General features: G+C 41.5%; 15 protein-coding genes and 1 pseudogene. 11 read left to right on the top strand and 5 right to left on the bottom strand.

The features are described 5' to 3' along the window. Positions 1–9 precede the first annotated feature (9 nt). The 3 genes from AC4CS8_RS01610 to AC4CS8_RS01620 form a co-directional block, all read right to left on the bottom strand. Positions 10–285, bottom strand: a complete 276-nt coding sequence (locus AC4CS8_RS01610; RefSeq protein WP_493893241.1) for a hypothetical protein — start codon at positions 283–285, stop codon at positions 10–12. Between the two features lie 124 nt (positions 286–409). Next, on the bottom strand, positions 410–1,330 hold the full coding sequence (locus tag AC4CS8_RS01615; RefSeq protein ID WP_493893242.1) for a phosphodiester glycosidase family protein: 921 nt from the start codon (positions 1,328–1,330) through the stop codon (positions 410–412). After that, positions 1,317–2,369 carry a glycosyltransferase gene (locus AC4CS8_RS01620; RefSeq protein WP_493893243.1) on the bottom strand — a complete coding sequence of 351 codons (1,053 nt, stop codon included), beginning with the start codon at positions 2,367–2,369 and terminating at the stop codon, positions 1,317–1,319. The genes AC4CS8_RS01615 and AC4CS8_RS01620 overlap by 14 nt, the downstream gene beginning before the upstream one ends. Positions 2,370–2,588: 219 nt before the next feature. Between AC4CS8_RS01620 and AC4CS8_RS01625 the strand changes: the two genes are divergently transcribed. The 6 genes and pseudogenes from AC4CS8_RS01625 to AC4CS8_RS01650 all read left to right on the top strand — a co-directional run bounded on the left by AC4CS8_RS01625 (position 2,589) and on the right by AC4CS8_RS01650 (position 8,893). Next, a complete protein-coding gene (locus AC4CS8_RS01625) occupies positions 2,589–4,298 on the top strand; it encodes an acetolactate synthase large subunit (protein WP_493893244.1) in 1,710 nt (569 codons plus the stop codon). After that, positions 4,291–4,767, top strand: coding sequence for an acetolactate synthase small subunit (ilvN, locus tag AC4CS8_RS01630; protein ID WP_493893245.1), 477 nt, complete (start codon positions 4,291–4,293; stop codon positions 4,765–4,767). The genes AC4CS8_RS01625 and ilvN overlap by 8 nt, the downstream gene beginning before the upstream one ends. Before the next feature lie 15 nt (positions 4,768–4,782). Then, positions 4,783–5,835, top strand: a pseudogene (gene ilvC, locus AC4CS8_RS01635) (ketol-acid reductoisomerase); the annotation flags it as partial. A gap of 600 nt (positions 5,836–6,435) precedes the next feature. Further along, complete coding sequence (ilvA, locus tag AC4CS8_RS01640; protein ID WP_493893246.1) at positions 6,436–7,686, top strand: threonine ammonia-lyase IlvA; 1,251 nt, start codon at positions 6,436–6,438, stop codon at positions 7,684–7,686. A gap of 9 nt (positions 7,687–7,695) precedes the next feature. After that, positions 7,696–8,601: an SPFH domain-containing protein gene (locus AC4CS8_RS01645; RefSeq protein ID WP_493893247.1), complete on the top strand. Its 906-nt coding sequence runs from the start codon at positions 7,696–7,698 to the stop codon at positions 8,599–8,601. 82 nt (positions 8,602–8,683) lie between these two features. Next, a complete protein-coding gene (locus AC4CS8_RS01650) occupies positions 8,684–8,893 on the top strand; it encodes a capsule biosynthesis transcriptional regulator (RefSeq protein WP_222291442.1) in 210 nt (69 codons plus the stop codon). 157 nt (positions 8,894–9,050) lie between these two features. Here the strand turns inward: AC4CS8_RS01650 and AC4CS8_RS01655 are convergent, their stop codons facing one another. Both AC4CS8_RS01655 and AC4CS8_RS01660 read right to left on the bottom strand, forming a co-directional pair. Next, on the bottom strand, positions 9,051–9,794 hold the full coding sequence (locus AC4CS8_RS01655) for an amino acid ABC transporter ATP-binding protein (RefSeq protein ID WP_493893248.1): 744 nt from the start codon (positions 9,792–9,794) through the stop codon (positions 9,051–9,053). Continuing rightward, positions 9,787–11,352, bottom strand: coding sequence for an ABC transporter substrate-binding protein/permease (locus AC4CS8_RS01660; RefSeq protein ID WP_493893249.1), 1,566 nt, complete (start codon positions 11,350–11,352; stop codon positions 9,787–9,789). The genes AC4CS8_RS01655 and AC4CS8_RS01660 overlap by 8 nt, the downstream gene beginning before the upstream one ends. Before the next feature lie 114 nt (positions 11,353–11,466). Here AC4CS8_RS01660 and AC4CS8_RS01665 point away from each other — a divergent pair, with 114 nt between their 5' ends. The 5 genes from AC4CS8_RS01665 (at position 11,467) to sufD (ending at position 16,431) form a co-directional block, all read left to right on the top strand. Further along, positions 11,467–12,318, top strand: a complete 852-nt coding sequence (locus tag AC4CS8_RS01665; protein WP_493893250.1) for an undecaprenyl-diphosphate phosphatase — start codon at positions 11,467–11,469, stop codon at positions 12,316–12,318. Positions 12,319–12,401: 83 nt separating this feature from the next. Then, positions 12,402–13,118: an adaptor protein MecA gene (gene mecA / locus AC4CS8_RS01670; protein WP_493893251.1), complete on the top strand. Its 717-nt coding sequence runs from the start codon at positions 12,402–12,404 to the stop codon at positions 13,116–13,118. After that, positions 13,115–14,299, top strand: coding sequence for an MraY family glycosyltransferase (locus AC4CS8_RS01675; protein WP_493893252.1), 1,185 nt, complete (start codon positions 13,115–13,117; stop codon positions 14,297–14,299). Before mecA ends, AC4CS8_RS01675 begins: the two co-directional genes overlap by 4 nt. A gap of 79 nt (positions 14,300–14,378) precedes the next feature. Further along, on the top strand, positions 14,379–15,152 hold the full coding sequence (gene sufC / locus AC4CS8_RS01680; RefSeq protein ID WP_493893253.1) for a Fe-S cluster assembly ATPase SufC: 774 nt from the start codon (positions 14,379–14,381) through the stop codon (positions 15,150–15,152). 16 nt (positions 15,153–15,168) lie between these two features. After that, the gene (gene sufD / locus AC4CS8_RS01685) at positions 15,169–16,431 is read left to right on the top strand and encodes a Fe-S cluster assembly protein SufD (RefSeq protein ID WP_493893254.1); all 1,263 of its coding nucleotides are present in this window, start codon (positions 15,169–15,171) and stop codon (positions 16,429–16,431) included. The last annotated feature ends 2 nt before the right edge of the window (positions 16,432–16,433 follow it).

A 16,433-nucleotide genomic window follows, 5' to 3' on the forward strand; every position in this document is an offset into this window, starting at 1 on the left:
CTATTTTGTTTATCCTGTGATTGTTTCTGACGTTTTTTTGGATGTCGCTGCAGTAATTGGAATAGAAACCAGAGCAATAAGGAGGATGGCGCAGCCGATATACCAGTAAGGCTTGTCCAGTGTCGTAGAACGTCCTGAGAGGTTGATAATACCGCGTAGGAGGAAGCCGGCAGTAATCACGGCGACACCAGAATTCCAGAGGTTGAAACTGATACGGGAGAGGTTTTTCTTTAGAGCCATCATTCCTAGGACAATCGCTCCGCCAATCAAGGTTACGTAGAACATGTAGTGCATATAGAAGGAGACTTCTCCGTAGCTAAAACTCTCGTAAATACGACTGAAGATGAAAAGAAAAGCTGAGAGTGCAAAATAGGTGAGAAAAGTGCGCATTGCGCGTGTTGAATTTGAATTAGTAACCGATGTAGACAATATCGCTCACCGCCCTTTCTGAAATAGTATTTCCGTTAGTTGTTGGTTTGTTAATAATTTGTCCATTGAAGTAGAGAGTTGACGAACCGCCACCGTCCAGGTTATAGGCAGTCGTAGCTCCATACTGCTTCATGACCTCAGCTAATTGATAGAGGGATAGGCCTTCGCTTTCGGATGTACGTCCGTCTGCAACAACGATGATGTAGTGGTTTTCATCGATGATACCAATGGCAGAGCGAGGATTTGAAGACATAGCTTGTCCGACTTCTGTCGAGGTATCAACAACGATTTCACCATTTTCTACTAGTGCTGGACCAAAGGCGAGAAGGTTGACAACGCCCTTATCAATCAATTCTTGGGCACTAATCTCATTCTCGTAAATGATTTCAAATGATCCGTCAGCGTAAATGGCCAAATCTCCATAGGACGCGTTATCGCGAACTGTGTCACGGTAGAGAACGCCGTTCTTAATAACATAACCAGTTGAGTTAGCGCCGTAATAGTCGCCGTTGACAGCCAAGATAGCATTGTTGGCGGCAGCTGTTTCGGATGTTTTGGCGGTCACGTTGGTACCGTAAGTATTTTGTGCCAAGGCTGTCTTTAAGTATTCGGCTGAGCTAATTTGAATATCGGCGACATAAACAGTTGTATTGTTGGTTGTAATGGTTTCAAGGGTAATTTGAATATTGTCATCTGAATAGGAAGTATCCGTAGTTGTTACATTTGTTGCAGTCGTTGCAGCACTGCTGCTAGATGTAGTATTGGTAGCTGTAGTAGCTGATGCGACAGTTGTAATCGCCTCGGAGATGACGAATGTTTTGAGCATAGAGTAGGTGAAGCCGCTGGTCAATAGTATTCCGAAGAGGCTGGCGTATACAAATGGTTTTTTAATAAGTTTCATGTGACAATGTGTTCCTTTCGCGAAAAATAAGTTTATTTTGGACAATCCAAGATACAAAGAATAGGAGAATACCCACGATGATTTTCACTAGATATAGATTAATTCCTAAGACTTGATTAAAGATATAAAGCAAGGCTGTATCGCAAAGGAAAAGTGCGATAACAAGGGCGAAGTAGCCTATTCCTGTCTTGCTGATGCTATCTGTATTATTGAAAACTAGCTTCTTATTGAGTGAAAAGTTGCAGACGGAACTAGTGACGCGAGCAACGGTATTAGCGACCAGCAAGCGCAGGCCAGTTGGGACGGCTGTCATTACAAACAAAGCCAGCGCGTACACAGCATAATCAATAAGAAATCCACTGAATGATGCTAATGCAAATTTAAAGAGATTTTTATAAATCATAAGTCCATCTCGGATTGGACGGAAGTGCGAACTAGCATTGTCGTCGATGTAGATTGTTTCGATTGGAATTTCTGTAATCTCATATTTCTTGCTTACATGTGTCAGCATATTCATTTCATATTCGTAACGATTGCCTTCAATCTTTAACATGAAAGGAATAAGGTCTGTATGGAAAGCTCGAAGTCCTGTTTGGGTATCGCTGATTTTCACACCTGTTTGTAAGTGGAAGAGTACCCGAGTTAGCTTGTTTCCAAAACGGCTGCGGAGAGGGATATCGTTTGTAAATTGACGAACCCCTAAGATAAGCCGGTTGGGTAAGCGCATAGCAGCATGAGCTACTCGGTCGATATCGATTACCGCATGTTGTCCATCTGCATCAGCTGTGACAATAACTGCATCCTTTTGTAAGGATTGAATATATTGGAAGGCTGTTCGGAGAGCTTGCCCTTTTCCTTTATTGACATCGTGATGAAGAACAATTGCGTAGGTCTTAGTGATTTCAAGAATATTTTTGGATTCGCCTGTACTACCGTCATCTACAACGATGACCTGGCAATTTAGCCTATTTTTTATTGCTTCTAAAAGTTGAATTAATTTTTCATCTGGCTGGTAGGCCGGTATCACTACATAATACATATCATAAACCTCGTATGTTTTTCTTGATGAGTCTACTATACGGAACTTTTCTAAAACCAAGCTAAAACCAGATAGGGATTGAGATTAGCTTAAGTTTGTTTTAAGATATTTTTTGGAAATGTTTAAGATTCCGAACAAATGTAGGAATTTTCAGAAAATTTCTTGACATTCTATCTCCTTGTGTTATTATAGTAGATAACACATTTGCAGAGAGGAGGAATGTTCGTGCAAGAAATCCAACTAGACCAACCACGTTCGGGGTCTTATCTTATTTTAGACACCTTGCATCAACTAGGGGTTGACCTTGTTTTTGGTTATCCTGGTGGGGCAGTTTTGCCATTGTATGATGCCGTTTATCAATATGAGGGCATTCAGCATATTTTGGCTCGACATGAGCAAGGAGCAGTACACGAGGCAGAAGGTTACGCAAAATCATCAGGAAAGGTGGGCGTAGCCATTGTAACATCTGGTCCAGGGGCAACTAATGCCATTACAGGAATTGCGGATGCTATGGGTGATAGTGTGCCACTGTTAGTTTTCACAGGGCAAGTGGCGACACGGGGGATTGGTAAGGATGCCTTTCAAGAGGCAGACGTTATAGGTATGACCATGCCGATTACCAAATACAATTACCAAATTCGAGATACGGCGGATATTCCTCGTGTTATTACGGAGGCCTTACATATTGCGACCACAGGTCGTCCAGGTCCCGTTGTCATAGATGTTCCGAAAGACATTCAAGAAACAATAGTAGATGCTTATTACGATCCAGCAGTTCATCTACCGAGTTATCAACCGACAGTAGAACCGAATGGTTTGCAGGTTAAAAAGATTTTACAACAACTTAGTGTCGCTAAAAAACCAGTTATTTTAGCAGGTGGTGGGGTCAACTATGCTGATGCAAATAAAGAACTACTCGCCTTTGCAGAACGGTACAGTATTCCAGTTGTTTCGACCTTGCTTGGTTTAGGGGCTATGCCGATTGAACATGACTTAGCACTAGGAATGGGTGGCATGCATGGTTCTTACGCTGCAAATATGGCCATGAATGATGCGGACTATATTATCAATATTGGTGCTCGTTTTGATGACCGATTGACAGGAAATCCAACGACTTATGCACCGCATGCAACAGTTGCTCACATTGATATTGATCCTGCAGAGATTGGGAAAGTAGTCAAAACAGCTATTCCAGTTGTAGGTGATGCGAGAGCAACTCTTCAAACTTTGCTCAAATTAGAAGCGGTTGAAACAAACTACGCAGGTTGGACTGAACAGGTTTTAGAAAACAAACGTCGAGCGCCATTTGGATATGAAAATGATGCCGAGTTTATCAAACCACAACAAGCTATTGAGTTGGTCGGTCAACTGACCAATGGCGATGCTATTGTCGTGACGGATGTTGGTCAACACCAGATGTGGACTGCCCAGTTCTATCCATACAAGCATGCACGCCAGTTGGTGACATCAGGTGGTATGGGAACCATGGGATTTGGTATTCCAGCGGCCATCGGTGCAAAATTGGCTAATCCGGATAAAGAAGTGGTCGTTTTTGTTGGTGACGGTGGCTTCCAGATGACCAATCAGGAGTTGGCTATTCTCAATGGTTATGGTGTGCCGATTAAGGTAATCTTGATTAACAACCATTCACTTGGGATGGTTCGTCAGTGGCAGGAATCCTTCTATGAAAAACGCCGTAGTCAGTCAGTATTTGATGCAGAACCAAACTTCCAGCTTCTAGCGGAAGCCTATGGTATTGCTCACTATAGCTTTGATAATCCAGCGACCCTTTCTGAAGATATGAAAGTGATTTTGCAAGATAAGCCAATGTTGATTGAGGTTCACATTTCAAGAACCGAACACGTTCAACCAATGGTGCCGGCTGGTAAGAGCAATGCAGAAATGTTGGGGGTGAAGTTCAATGCGTAGAATGTTGACAGCAAAATTACGAGATTCTTCAGGGGTTCTCAACCGTTTTACAGGGGTTCTTTCTCGTCGCCAGATAAACATTGAGTCCATATCTGTTGGTCCAACTGAAGTTGACGGCATCTCTCGTGTAACGGTTATCATTGATGTTATCAATCAAGATGAACTTGAACAAATTATTAAGCAACTCAACCGCTTGATTGATGTGGTTCGGGTTCGAGATTTGACAGACATTCCTCACTTGGAAAGAGAAGTTATTTTGGTGAAGATTGTAGCTCCGCCAACAAAACGTGCAGAGATTCTAGCGATTATTCAACCTTTCCGAGCTAGTGTCGTTGACGTAGCTCCTCATTCTATCACTATTCAGATGACTGGTGATGGTGACAAAATTGATGCTCTTTTACGCGTGATTCAACCTTATGGAATCAAGAATATCGCAAGAACAGGAGCGACTGGTTTTAGTAGAGATTAATCTCTCAATTTAGATAGAAAAATAAAAATAGAAAAGAGAAAATTCATGGCAGTAAAAATGGAATATGAAAACGATGTAAAAGTAGCAGCACTTGATGGCAAAAAAATTGCTGTTATCGGTTACGGTTCACAAGGTCACGCTCATGCACAAAACTTGCGTGATTCAGGTCAAGATGTGATTATCGGTGTTCGTGCTGGTAAATCATTTGATAAGGCAAAAGAAGATGGTTTTGAGACTTTTGAAGTTGCGGAAGCTGTTAAACAAGCAGATGTTGTTATGATTTTGGCACCAGATGAAATCCAAGCTGATATTTATGAAAATGAAGTAGCTCCTAACCTTAAAGATGGTGCAGCTCTTGGTTTTGCACATGGTTTCAACATCCACTTTGGTTACATCAAAGCGCCAGAAAGCGTTGATGTTTTCATGTGTGCCCCTAAAGGACCAGGTCACTTGGTGCGTCGTACTTACACTGAAGGATTTGGCGTACCAGCACTTTATGCCGTTTACCAAGATGCAACTGGCAATGCCAAAGACATTGCAATGTCATGGGCTAAAGGTGTAGGGTCTGCTCGTGTAGGTCTTATGGAAACAACGTTTAAAGAAGAGACCGAAGAAGATCTTTTCGGTGAACAAGCTGTTCTTTGTGGTGGCTTAACTGCCCTTATTCAAGCAGGTTTTGAAGTGCTAACAGAAGCAGGTTACGCTCCAGAATTGGCTTACTTTGAAGTTCTTCACGAAATGAAATTGATTGTTGACCTTTGCTACGAAGGTGGTTTCAAGAAAATGCGTCAATCTATCTCAAACACAGCAGAATTTGGTGACTATGTTGCTGGTCCACGTGTAATCACTGAGCAAGTGAAAGAAAACATGAAAGGTGTACTTGCTGATATCCAATCTGGTAAATTTGCAGATGATTTCGTAACAGACTACAAAAATGGTCGTCCGAAATTAACTGCTTACCGTGAAGCAGCTGCTAACCTTGAAATTGAAAAAGTTGGTGCAGAACTTCGTAAAGCAATGCCGTTCGTTGGACAAAACGATGACGACTCATTCAAGATTTATAACTAGAATAGCCTACGGATAGGCTATTCTAGCCCTCGCCCAAAAATTCGAAAGCGAGGCGGTTGAGAGGGGACTATTTTAACCCGAGCTTGACAATACAAAAGCGAGGCAGTTGAGGTGGACTGTTTTAGCCCTCGCTTAAAAACTATGAAGCGAGGCGTGCCTACGGATAGGCTAATAGAAGCTTGTCGGAAGACAAGCTTTATCGCCGCGGTAGTTCCCCAAACTGCTGGGGGCTTCGCCTAGAAACTGTAAATGAGGGAAGTACAGCGACTCTTTTACCGTGAGTTTGAAAACTAGAGAGCACAGATAAGTAGCCACTCCTGAAATAAGGAGAGAGATTAAGCTCAAGGATGAATTCAATCAAGCTTGTCTCTTATCAAATTCAATCTTTAAAGTTTTTATAGAACAGTCGTTATAGTTTGGGTGATACTGGGAGCCCTTAAATTCAAAATAGAGAAGTAAAGAGCTGGTAAGTCAGCTCTTTTCACGATTTTTAAAAGGTCGGTAAATAACTAGCTAAAATGATGAATGAAATTGTATAATTGCTAGGATTTTCTGGGATTAATTGATATAATATACATAGAAAGTGGAAAAAGAGGAATTATGATTTCAGCACGGAATATCGAACAAGCTTATTCAGTTTTAAAAGATGTAGTAGTCCGCACACCTTTGGATTACAGTCGCTATTTATCAGAAAAATATGGGGCAACCATTTACCTAAAAAGAGAGAATGAGCAACGAGTTCGTTCCTTTAAAATACGTGGAGCTTATTATGCGATTTCACAACTGACAGATGAGGAAAAATCGCGAGGTGTAGTTTGTGCTTCGGCGGGAAACCATGCTCAAGGTGTCGCCTATACTTGTCAAGAAATGCAACTTCCTGCTACTATTTTTATGCCTATCACAACACCACAGCAGAAAATTGGACAGGTCAAATTTTTTGGTGGTGACTATGTAGATATTCGTCTCGTGGGCGATACATTTGATGAATCTGCCAAAGCGGCTCAAGATTATACTCAGGAAAGTGGAAAAACGTTTATTGACCCATTTGATGACGAAAATGTGCAGGCAGGTCAAGGAACAGTTGCCTATGAAATATTAGAGGAAGCAGAAGAACAAACTGTCAGTTTTGATCAGATTCTTGTTCCTGTAGGTGGTGGCGGTTTGGTAGCTGGCGTCTCAGCCTATCTAAAAGAACATGCGCCTGAGATTAAGATAGTTGGAGTTGAGGCAAATGGAGCTCGTTCAATGAAGGCTGCATTTGATAAGGGACGTCCAGTAAAATTGGATCAAATTGATAAGTTTGCTGATGGTATTGCGGTTCAGAAAGTTGGGAAGTCGACTTATGAAGTTGCTCGTAAACATGTCGATAGTTTGGTTGGAGTAGACGAAGGTTGGATTTCTGGTACAATATTAGATCTCTATTCTAAGTTAGGTATTGTTGCAGAGCCGGCAGGTGCAGCAACAATTGCAGCACTTGAAGTAATCAAAGATCAAATAAAGGGACAAACGATTTGTTGTATCATTTCAGGAGGTAACAATGATATTAACAGGATGCCGGAAATGGAAGAACGTGCACTTATCTATGAAGGAATTAAACACTATTTTGTTGTGAATTTTCCGCAACGACCAGGTGCTCTTCGTGAATTTGTAAATGACATTCTTGGGCCGAATGATGACATCACCCGCTTTGAATACATCAAACGTGCCAACAAGGGAACAGGTCCGGTTTTGATTGGAGTTGCCTTAGGTAATAAAATGGATTATGCTCATTTTATCGCTCGTTTGGAAGAGTTTGATCCCCAGTACATTAATTTACATGAAAACGACTCTCTTTATAAAATGCTAGTTTAGGAGGATGCAATGACAACTGTTTCAGTTCTTTTTATTCTTTCACTGTTTTTCTTTGTCTTGCTTGCGTTTGTTTTGCTTGTTTCAGGGCTCTATGTGGTCAAGCAGCAGACAGTTGCTATTATTGAACGTTTTGGGAAATACCAAAAGACGTCTACCTCGGGGATTAACTTTAAAATCCCATTTGGAGTAGATGTGATTGCGGCTCGTATCCAATTGCGGATGTTGCAGAGCGAAATTGTGGTAGAAACCAAGACTCAGGACAACGTCTTTGTAACGATGAATGTTGCAACCCAGTATCGGGTCAATGAAAACAACGTAACAGATGCTTACTACAAATTGATGCAACCAGAAGCCCAAATCAAATCGTACATTGAAGATGCTTTGCGCTCTTCTGTACCAAAACTGACGCTGGATGAATTATTCGAGAAAAAAGATGAGATTGCCCTTGAAGTTCAAAAACAGGTAGCAGAAGAAATGTCTACTTATGGCTATGTCATCGTTAAGACTTTGATAACTAAGGTAGAGCCAGATGCTGAGGTTAAACAATCCATGAATGAAATTAACGCAGCACAACGGAAACGGGTCGCAGCTCAAGAATTAGCAGAAGCCGATAAAATAAAAATCGTTACAGCAGCCGAGGCCGAGGCGGAGAAAGATCGTCTTCATGGTGTGGGTATTGCGCAGCAACGAAAAGCTATTGTGGATGGTTTAGCAGAGTCCATTAAAGAACTAAAGGAATCGAATGTGAGTTTGTCGGAAGAACAGATTATGTCTATTCTTTTGACCAACCAGTATTTGGATACACTCAATAATTTTGCACAAGGAGGTAACCAAACAATTTTCCTTCCCGCAAGTCCGGAAGGAGTCGAAGACATTAGAACGCAACTCTTGTCGGCTTTGAAAGCGAATACGTGAGTAAAAACCGAACATTTTGCTTGACAAACTAAGGGGACTTGTACTATACTAAATTGCATGAATAAAAAGAAAGGGGTTTCTCATGACAAGTTACGAAAAAGTTGCAGCAGTGGTTGGCTGGGTACGCGATAAAAAAATTACTGGGTATCGTATTAGCAAGGAGACGAATGCTCGTGAAATGTCAGTGATTGCGCTTGCTCAAGGTCGTGCCAAGATTGATAATATTTCATTCGCGACAGCGCTAGGTTTGATTGACTTTTACGATAAAAACCATAAAAAATTCGAAGATTAATGTGTGACCGTTTGGTCATGGGAAAGATAGGTACTTGAGGTGCTTATCTTTTTTTGTGTCATTATTGCTATACTTGACTAACTAGATATGAAGGTTCTATTTGCTTCAGGATGTGTTGACTAAAAAACAAAAAACACTGACCAAGTCAGTGTCAGAGTTATCCAAGGAAGCGCTGAAGGAATTCACGAGTCCGTGCTTCTTGTGGATTTTCAAAAATTTGTTGAGGGCTGCCTTCTTCAGCGATGACCCCTTTATCCATGAAGATAACACGGTCAGACACATCGCGAGCGAATTCCATCTCATGTGTTACGATGATCATGGTCAGACCAGATTTCGCTAAGTCCTGCATAGTTTTGAGAACTTCTCCAACCATTTCGGGATCTAGAGCAGAAGTCGGTTCGTCGAAGAGGATAACCTCTGGATCAACAGATAGGGCACGCGCAATAGCTACCCGTTGCTTCTGTCCACCGGACAGTTGGCTTGGTTTGGCTTTCCAGTATTGTTCCGTCATACCAACGCGGTTGAGATTCTCTTTTGCAATTTTCTCAGCCTCAGCTCGATCACGTTTGAGTACAGTAGTTTGTGCGACAATGGCATTTTCCAAGACGTTGAGGTTGTTAAAAAGGTTGAAGGATTGGAAAACCATACCGAGTTTTTCGCGATAGGTGGTTAAATTATATCCTTTAGCTAAGACATCTTGACCATGGTAGAAGATTTGTCCTTCGGTCGGTGTTTCTAAAAGGTTAATTGAGCGGAGGAAAGTAGATTTTCCAGACCCTGAAGAACCAATGATGGAGATTACTTCTCCTTTTTTTACTGTTACAGAGATGTCTTTGAGGACTTGGTTTTGTCCATACGATTTCTTTAGATTTTTAATTTCAAGAATTACATTATTAGTCATGTGGCACCTCGATTTGCATTTGGTTGGCACCTGTTGTGTAACTGTCGGTATCAAAACGTTTTTCGACAATACGTAGGATGCGTGTTACTGTAAAGGTCAAGATAAAGTAGATCAAAGCAATGACTGTGAAAGTTTGGAAGTATTGATAGGTTTGAGTTGCTACGGTGTTTCCTGAGAAGTAGAGTTCTACCACGGATATAACGTTCAAAACAGATGTATCTTTTATATTGATAACAAACTCATTACCAGTTGCTGGAAGAATATTACGGATGACCTGTGGTAGTACAATCTTACGCATAGTCTGATTATGGGTAAAACCAAGAGCAGTAGCAGCTTCAAATTGTCCCTTATCAACGGCAAAAATACCACCGCGAACAATCTCGCTCATATAGGCACCTGTGTTAATGGAAACGATAAAGATTGCGGCAAGGGTACGGTCAAGGTTAAGACCGAATGCTTGAGCGGTACCATAGTAGATGACCATAGATTGTACAATCATAGGAGTACCACGAAAGACTTCGATATAGACATTGATTAGTCCGGCTAAGAATTTTTGACCGAAAGCTAGTGCCTTGTTCGTAGCCTTTGGAGCTGTACGGAAGACACCGATAAGAAGACCGATTAGTGTACCGATAATCGTTCCCAAAATAGAAATGAGCAAGGTCATGCCTGTTCCGCGAAGTAGCTGTTGCCAGTTGTTAACGATGATGTTCCATACTTGAGCAAAGAAACTAGGTGTTTCACCTTCACTGGCTTCTTCAACAGGTTGGTTTTCAATCATGTTATCCATAAGGGCGATTTGATCTTCTTCAGAAATGGTTGCTAGGACTTCATTAACCTGTGTAATACGAGTATCGTCTTTTCGCATGCCGACTGCAATAGTCACATCTTCAGCATTTGTTTCAAAGTTGTCCGTTAATTCCACCATTTTAAAGGCGGAGTTAGCAGCTTCGGCTGTGCGACCTTCTGGACGTTCAGAAACGTAGGCATCAATGACGCCAGCTTCAAGGGCTTGACGGATTTGAGAAAAATCTCCCATGGCAGTTTGCTTATCAGCTCCCTCGATTTGATCAATCAGGTCGTAGAGATAAACACCTTGTTGGGCTGTGATTTTTGCCCCTGCAAAGTCAGCTAGACTGGTGGCAGTTGCATATTCGCTGTCTGAACGGACGACCAAGGTTGGAATGGATGTGTAGTAACTATCGGAGAAGGTGATTTCTTTTTTACGTTCTTCTGTTGGACTCATCCCGGCAATAATCATATCAATTTTACCGGAAGTGAGGGCAGGCACCAGGCCTTCCCATTTGGTTTTGACAACTAAGACTTCTTTGCCCATGCTAGACGCAATTTTTTTAGCAATTTGGACATCATAACCATTAGCGTACTGGTTAGTGCCCTCTATTGGGACGGCTCCGTTGCTGTCATCATCTTGAGTCCAGTTGAAAGGGGCGTAGGCGGCCTCCATACCGACCCGTAAGTACTCATCTGCTTGAACACTCGTTGTCACTACAAAGAGACTGAACAAGGTCAGCAGGAATGTGATCCATTTTATTTTCATAATAGCTCCTTCTTAAAGTATTTGTCTATTTTACAAAAAATTCTGACAAATTGCAATTCTGTTGAATAAAAAATTGTAAATACGTATGTTTATGATATAATGAAGAGAGGAAGAATGGAGAAAGTTATGTTTGTTGAGTTAATAAAAGCTATTTTTTTTGGAATTGTTGAGGGGATTACGGAATGGTTACCTATTTCTTCGACAGGTCATTTGATTTTAGTTCAGGAGTTTGTTCAATTTAAGGATGTCAGCTCGGACTTTACTTCCATGTTTAATGTTGTAATTCAGCTTGGTGCTATTTTGGCAGTAATGGTTATCTATTTTGAACGTCTGAACCCTTTTCAGAAAGGAAAGACGGCGCGAGAAGTTCAGTTGACCTGGCAACTTTGGGCTAAGGTCGTAATTGCGGCTCTTCCAGCAGCAATCTTAGGGCTTCTCTTTGATGACTGGTTGGACAAGTATTTCTATAACTTTGTCGTAGTGGCCCTTATGTTGATTGTGTATGGTGTTGCTTTTATCTGGGTGGAACGACGGAATCAGACAGTGGCGCCGCAGGTGACAAATTTAGCGAAGTTACCCTACAAGATGGCTCTTTTTGTCGGTTTATTTCAAGTTTTGGCCTTGATTCCAGGTACGAGTAGGTCTGGTGCGACCATTTTAGGTGGGATTTTATTAGGGACTAGTCGACAGGTAGCAACGGAATTTACCTTCTTTTTGGGAATTCCCATTATGTTCGGAGCTAGCTTGCTCAAGGTTGTTAAATTGTTGGTTAGCGGTATTTCCGTGACAGGAGGGCAATGGTTCTTATTGTTGGTATCTATGGTGACTGCTTTTGGAGTATCCTTGCTAGCCATCCGTTTTTTGACAGACTATGTGAAAAAACACGATTTTACCATTTTTGGGAAGTATCGAATCGGTTTAGGAACGCTTCTCTTGATTTACTATTTGATCTCGTTGATATTTTAAAAAGTAGGGGTGACCTGCTTTTCTTTTGTAAAAAGCTACTCTTTCTTGTATAATGAAGAAGATAGAATGTATGAGGTTAACCTATGAAAATGAAACAAATCAGTGATTCAACGTTGAAAATCACCATTAAGATTGAAGACTTGGAAGAAAGAGGAATGGAAATTGCAGATTTTCTAATTCCGCAGGAAAAAACAGAGGAATTCTTCTACACTGTACTAGATGAATTGGATTTGCCTCATCATTTCCGTGAAAGTGGCATGTTGAGTTTTCGAGTAACACCGAAACCTGATAAAATAGATATATTTGTAACGAAATCAGATATTGATAAGAATATTGACTTTAATGATTTTGCAGATTTTGCAGATTTGGAAGAACTTTCTCAGATGACCCCAGATGAGTTTTTAAAGACACTGGAGCAGTCTGTTCGAGAAAAAAGTGTGGGAGATGAGAAGGCGGTTCAACATCTGGAAAAAGCAGAAGCATTAGAAAAGGAAGAGGAGAGTCATCCTTATATTTATTATATCCTAGTCTTTAAACGCTTGGAAGAGATTGTCGAGTTTGTACAAACTCTGAATTTTTCTATCGAAGAATCAGAACTATATAAGATGGAAGGACAATATTATCTAACAGTTCTTATTAATGTTGAAAACCAAAGTAATCGTTATCCAGATTATGTATTAGCGCGTATGTTGGAATACACAGAAGATACGACTTTAACGCGATCAGTTTTGTTAGAACATGGTCATCTCCTCTTGCCTACAGGAGCGATAGAAGCGCTAGGGAAGGTTGAGCTACTATGATACCATTTGCGCTTCAGTATCTGATAATTGTGATTTTGACAATTATCATTTCGTTGATTGCGACCCCTTTGGTACGACTATTATCTTTCAAGATTGGTGCTGTAGATAACCCCAACGCTAGACGAATCAATAAAGTACCGATGCCCTCGGCTGGGGGACTGGCTGTTTTCTTTGCTTTTTCACTTTCGACCCTGTGTTTTTTACCGAGTATTGTTCGTCATGTTGATTTTAATGGAACGTATTTCGAATATGTTTTACCAATTGTATTGGCTGCGTCTATTATTGTGGGAACAGGTTTAGTTGATGATGTTAAGGAATTATCAGCCTTGCCCAAGCTATTAGGTATTATGCTTGCAGCGGCGATTATTTGGTTTTTTACAGATTTTCGTTTTGATGATTTTAAGATTCCTTTTGGTGGACCATTCATTGAATTTCCAGAGTGGTTATCTCTTTTCTTGACAGTTCTATGGATTGTAGCAATTACCAATGCTGTTAATCTGATTGATGGATTAGATGGTCTGGTCTCTGGTGTATCAATTATTTCCCTTTCCACTATGGGGATTGTGTCTTATTTCTTCCTCTATGATACGAATATTTATCTGGTGTTGACTGTGTTTATTTTGGTAGCAGCGATACTAGGTTTTCTTCCCTACAATTATCATCCTGCAGTCATTTATTTAGGGGATACGGGAGCACTCTTTATTGGATTTATGATTGGTGTATTGTCTTTGCAAGGTTTAAAGAATGCGACTGCTGTTGCGGTCATTACGCCTGTAATTATCTTAGGGGTGCCGATTACAGATACGGTTGTTGCGATGATTCGACGAACCTTATCTGGACAGAAAATTTATGAAGCGGATAAAATGCACCTTCATCATAGGCTCTTGTCTCTTGGGCTTAGCCATAGGGGCACGGTTTTGGTGATTTATGCAATCTCCTTTGTCTTTTCACTAATTTCCCTTTTGCTTAACGTATCTAGTCGTTTAGGTGGTGTACTATTGCTCATTGCCTTGGTGTTAGGGGTCTTAATTTTGAGTGAATTAGTCGGTATTTTTGGAGAAAATCGTACGCCGCTTCTTAATTTATTACGCCTATTGGGCAATAAATCTTATCGGCAGGAATGGCTAGCAGATTATAAAGAAAAGCAGCGTTTGAGAAAACGTGACGGAAAGCCAAAATAAGAATCTTTCTAAACAAGATGGGAGCCTATCAGGCTCTTTTTTGATATAATGTTAAGGATAATAAGTAAAGGAGACCGACATGTCAGTATTAGAAATCAAAGACCTTCATGTTGAAATCGAAGGTAAGGAAATTTTAAAAGGTGTCAATTTGACACTGAAAACAGGTGAAATTGCAGCCATCATGGGACCTAACGGTACAGGAAAATCAACCCTTTCAGCAGCCATCATGGGCAATCCAAGTTATGAAGTGACCCAAGGGGAAGTTCTTTTTGACGGTGTCAATATCTTGGAATTGGAAGTCGATGAGCGTGCCCGTATGGGACTCTTCTTGGCTATGCAGTACCCGTCAGAAATCCCAGGCATTACCAACGCAGAATTTCTTCGTGCCGCTATGAATGCTGGTAAGGAAGACGAAGGCAAGATTTCTGTCCGTGATTTCATCACCAAGTTGGATGAAAAAATGGAACTCCTCAACATGAAAGAGGAAATGGCAGAACGTTACCTCAACGAAGGATTCTCAGGTGGTGAGAAAAAACGCAATGAGATTCTGCAATTACTCATGTTGGAACCAACTTTTGCCCTTCTTGATGAGATTGACTCAGGTTTGGATATCGATGCGCTTAAAGTCGTGTCAAAAGGAATCAATGCTATGCGTGGTGAAGGCTTCGGTGCCATGATTATCACCCACTACCAACGCTTGCTCAACTATATCACACCTGACGTTGTCCATGTCATGATGGAAGGCCGTGTCGTGCTTTCAGGCGGACCAGAATTGGCGCAACGCTTGGAAAAAGAAGGATATGTCCAAGTTGCAGCTGAGCTTGGCATCGACTACAAAGAAGATGACATTTAAGTCTTTGGAGGAAGCTATGACCAAAGAAAGAATTCAAGAATTTTCAGCCTTGCAGGCAGAACCAACTTGGTTGACAGACCTGCGTCTTCAGGCTTTTGACAAAATAGCAGAGCTGGACTTGCCAGTTATTGAGCGGGTCAAGTTTCACCGCTGGAATTTAGGTGACGGAAGTCTAGCCACAAATGATGAAATCGGGGCTGTTCCAGATTTTACAGCTATCGGTGACAATCCTATGTTGGTCCAAGTTGGCAGTCAAACTGTTTTGGAGCAACTACCAGTAGAACTTGTGGATAAGGGCGTTATTTTTACAGATTTTGCCTCAGCAATGGATGTGATTCCAGATGTGATTGAAAAATATCTTGGAAGCGCAGTTGCCTATGACGAACATAAACTAGTAGCCTACAACACTACTTACTTCAACGCAACAGCTGTTCTCTATGTACCTGATAATGTCGAAATTGAAGAGCCTGTTGAAGCACTTTTCTACCAAGACAGTACCAGTCCAGTTGCTTTTAACAAGCGTGTCCTGATTATCGCTGGAAAAAATGCCAAACTCAATTATTTAGAACGCTTTGAAAGTATCGGAGATGGAGCAGAAGCAACTTCAGCGAACATAGTCGTAGAAGTCATTGCCCTTGCGGGTAGTCAAATCAAGTTTGCGGCCATTGACCGCCTTGGTAAGCATTTGGATACCTACCTCAACCGTCGTGGCTATCTCGGAAACGATGCAACGATTGACTGGGCGATTGGTCTGCTCAACGAAGGAAATGTGGTTGCCGATTTGGACAGCGAATTGAAAGGAAACGGCAGTCATGCCAACCTCAAGGTTGTCGGACTATCATCGGGTCGTCAGGTCCAAGGTGTTGACACCCGCGTGACCAACTATGGTCATAACTCTGTCGGTCATATCCTGCAACATGGGGTTATCCTAGAAAGCGGAACCTTGACTTTTAACGGTATCGGACATATTGTTCGTGGTGCCAAAGGTGCGGATGCCCAGCAGGAAAGCCGTGTCCTCATGCTGTCTGACAAGGCTCGCTCCGATGCCAACCCAATTCTCCTTATCGATGAGAATGAAGTAACAGCTGGACACGCAGCCTCAATCGGTCAGGTGGATCCAGAAGACATGTACTACCTCATGAGTCGTGGTCTGGACCGAGCAACTGCTGAACGCTTGGTTGTTCGTGGTTTCCTTGGCGCAGTCATTACCGAAATTCCTGTCAAAGAAGTTCGTGACCAACTGATTGCCGTGATTGAAGAAAAACTAACAAAGAGATAAGA

Source organism: Streptococcus sp. NSSLK0004, from assembly GCF_059039125.1.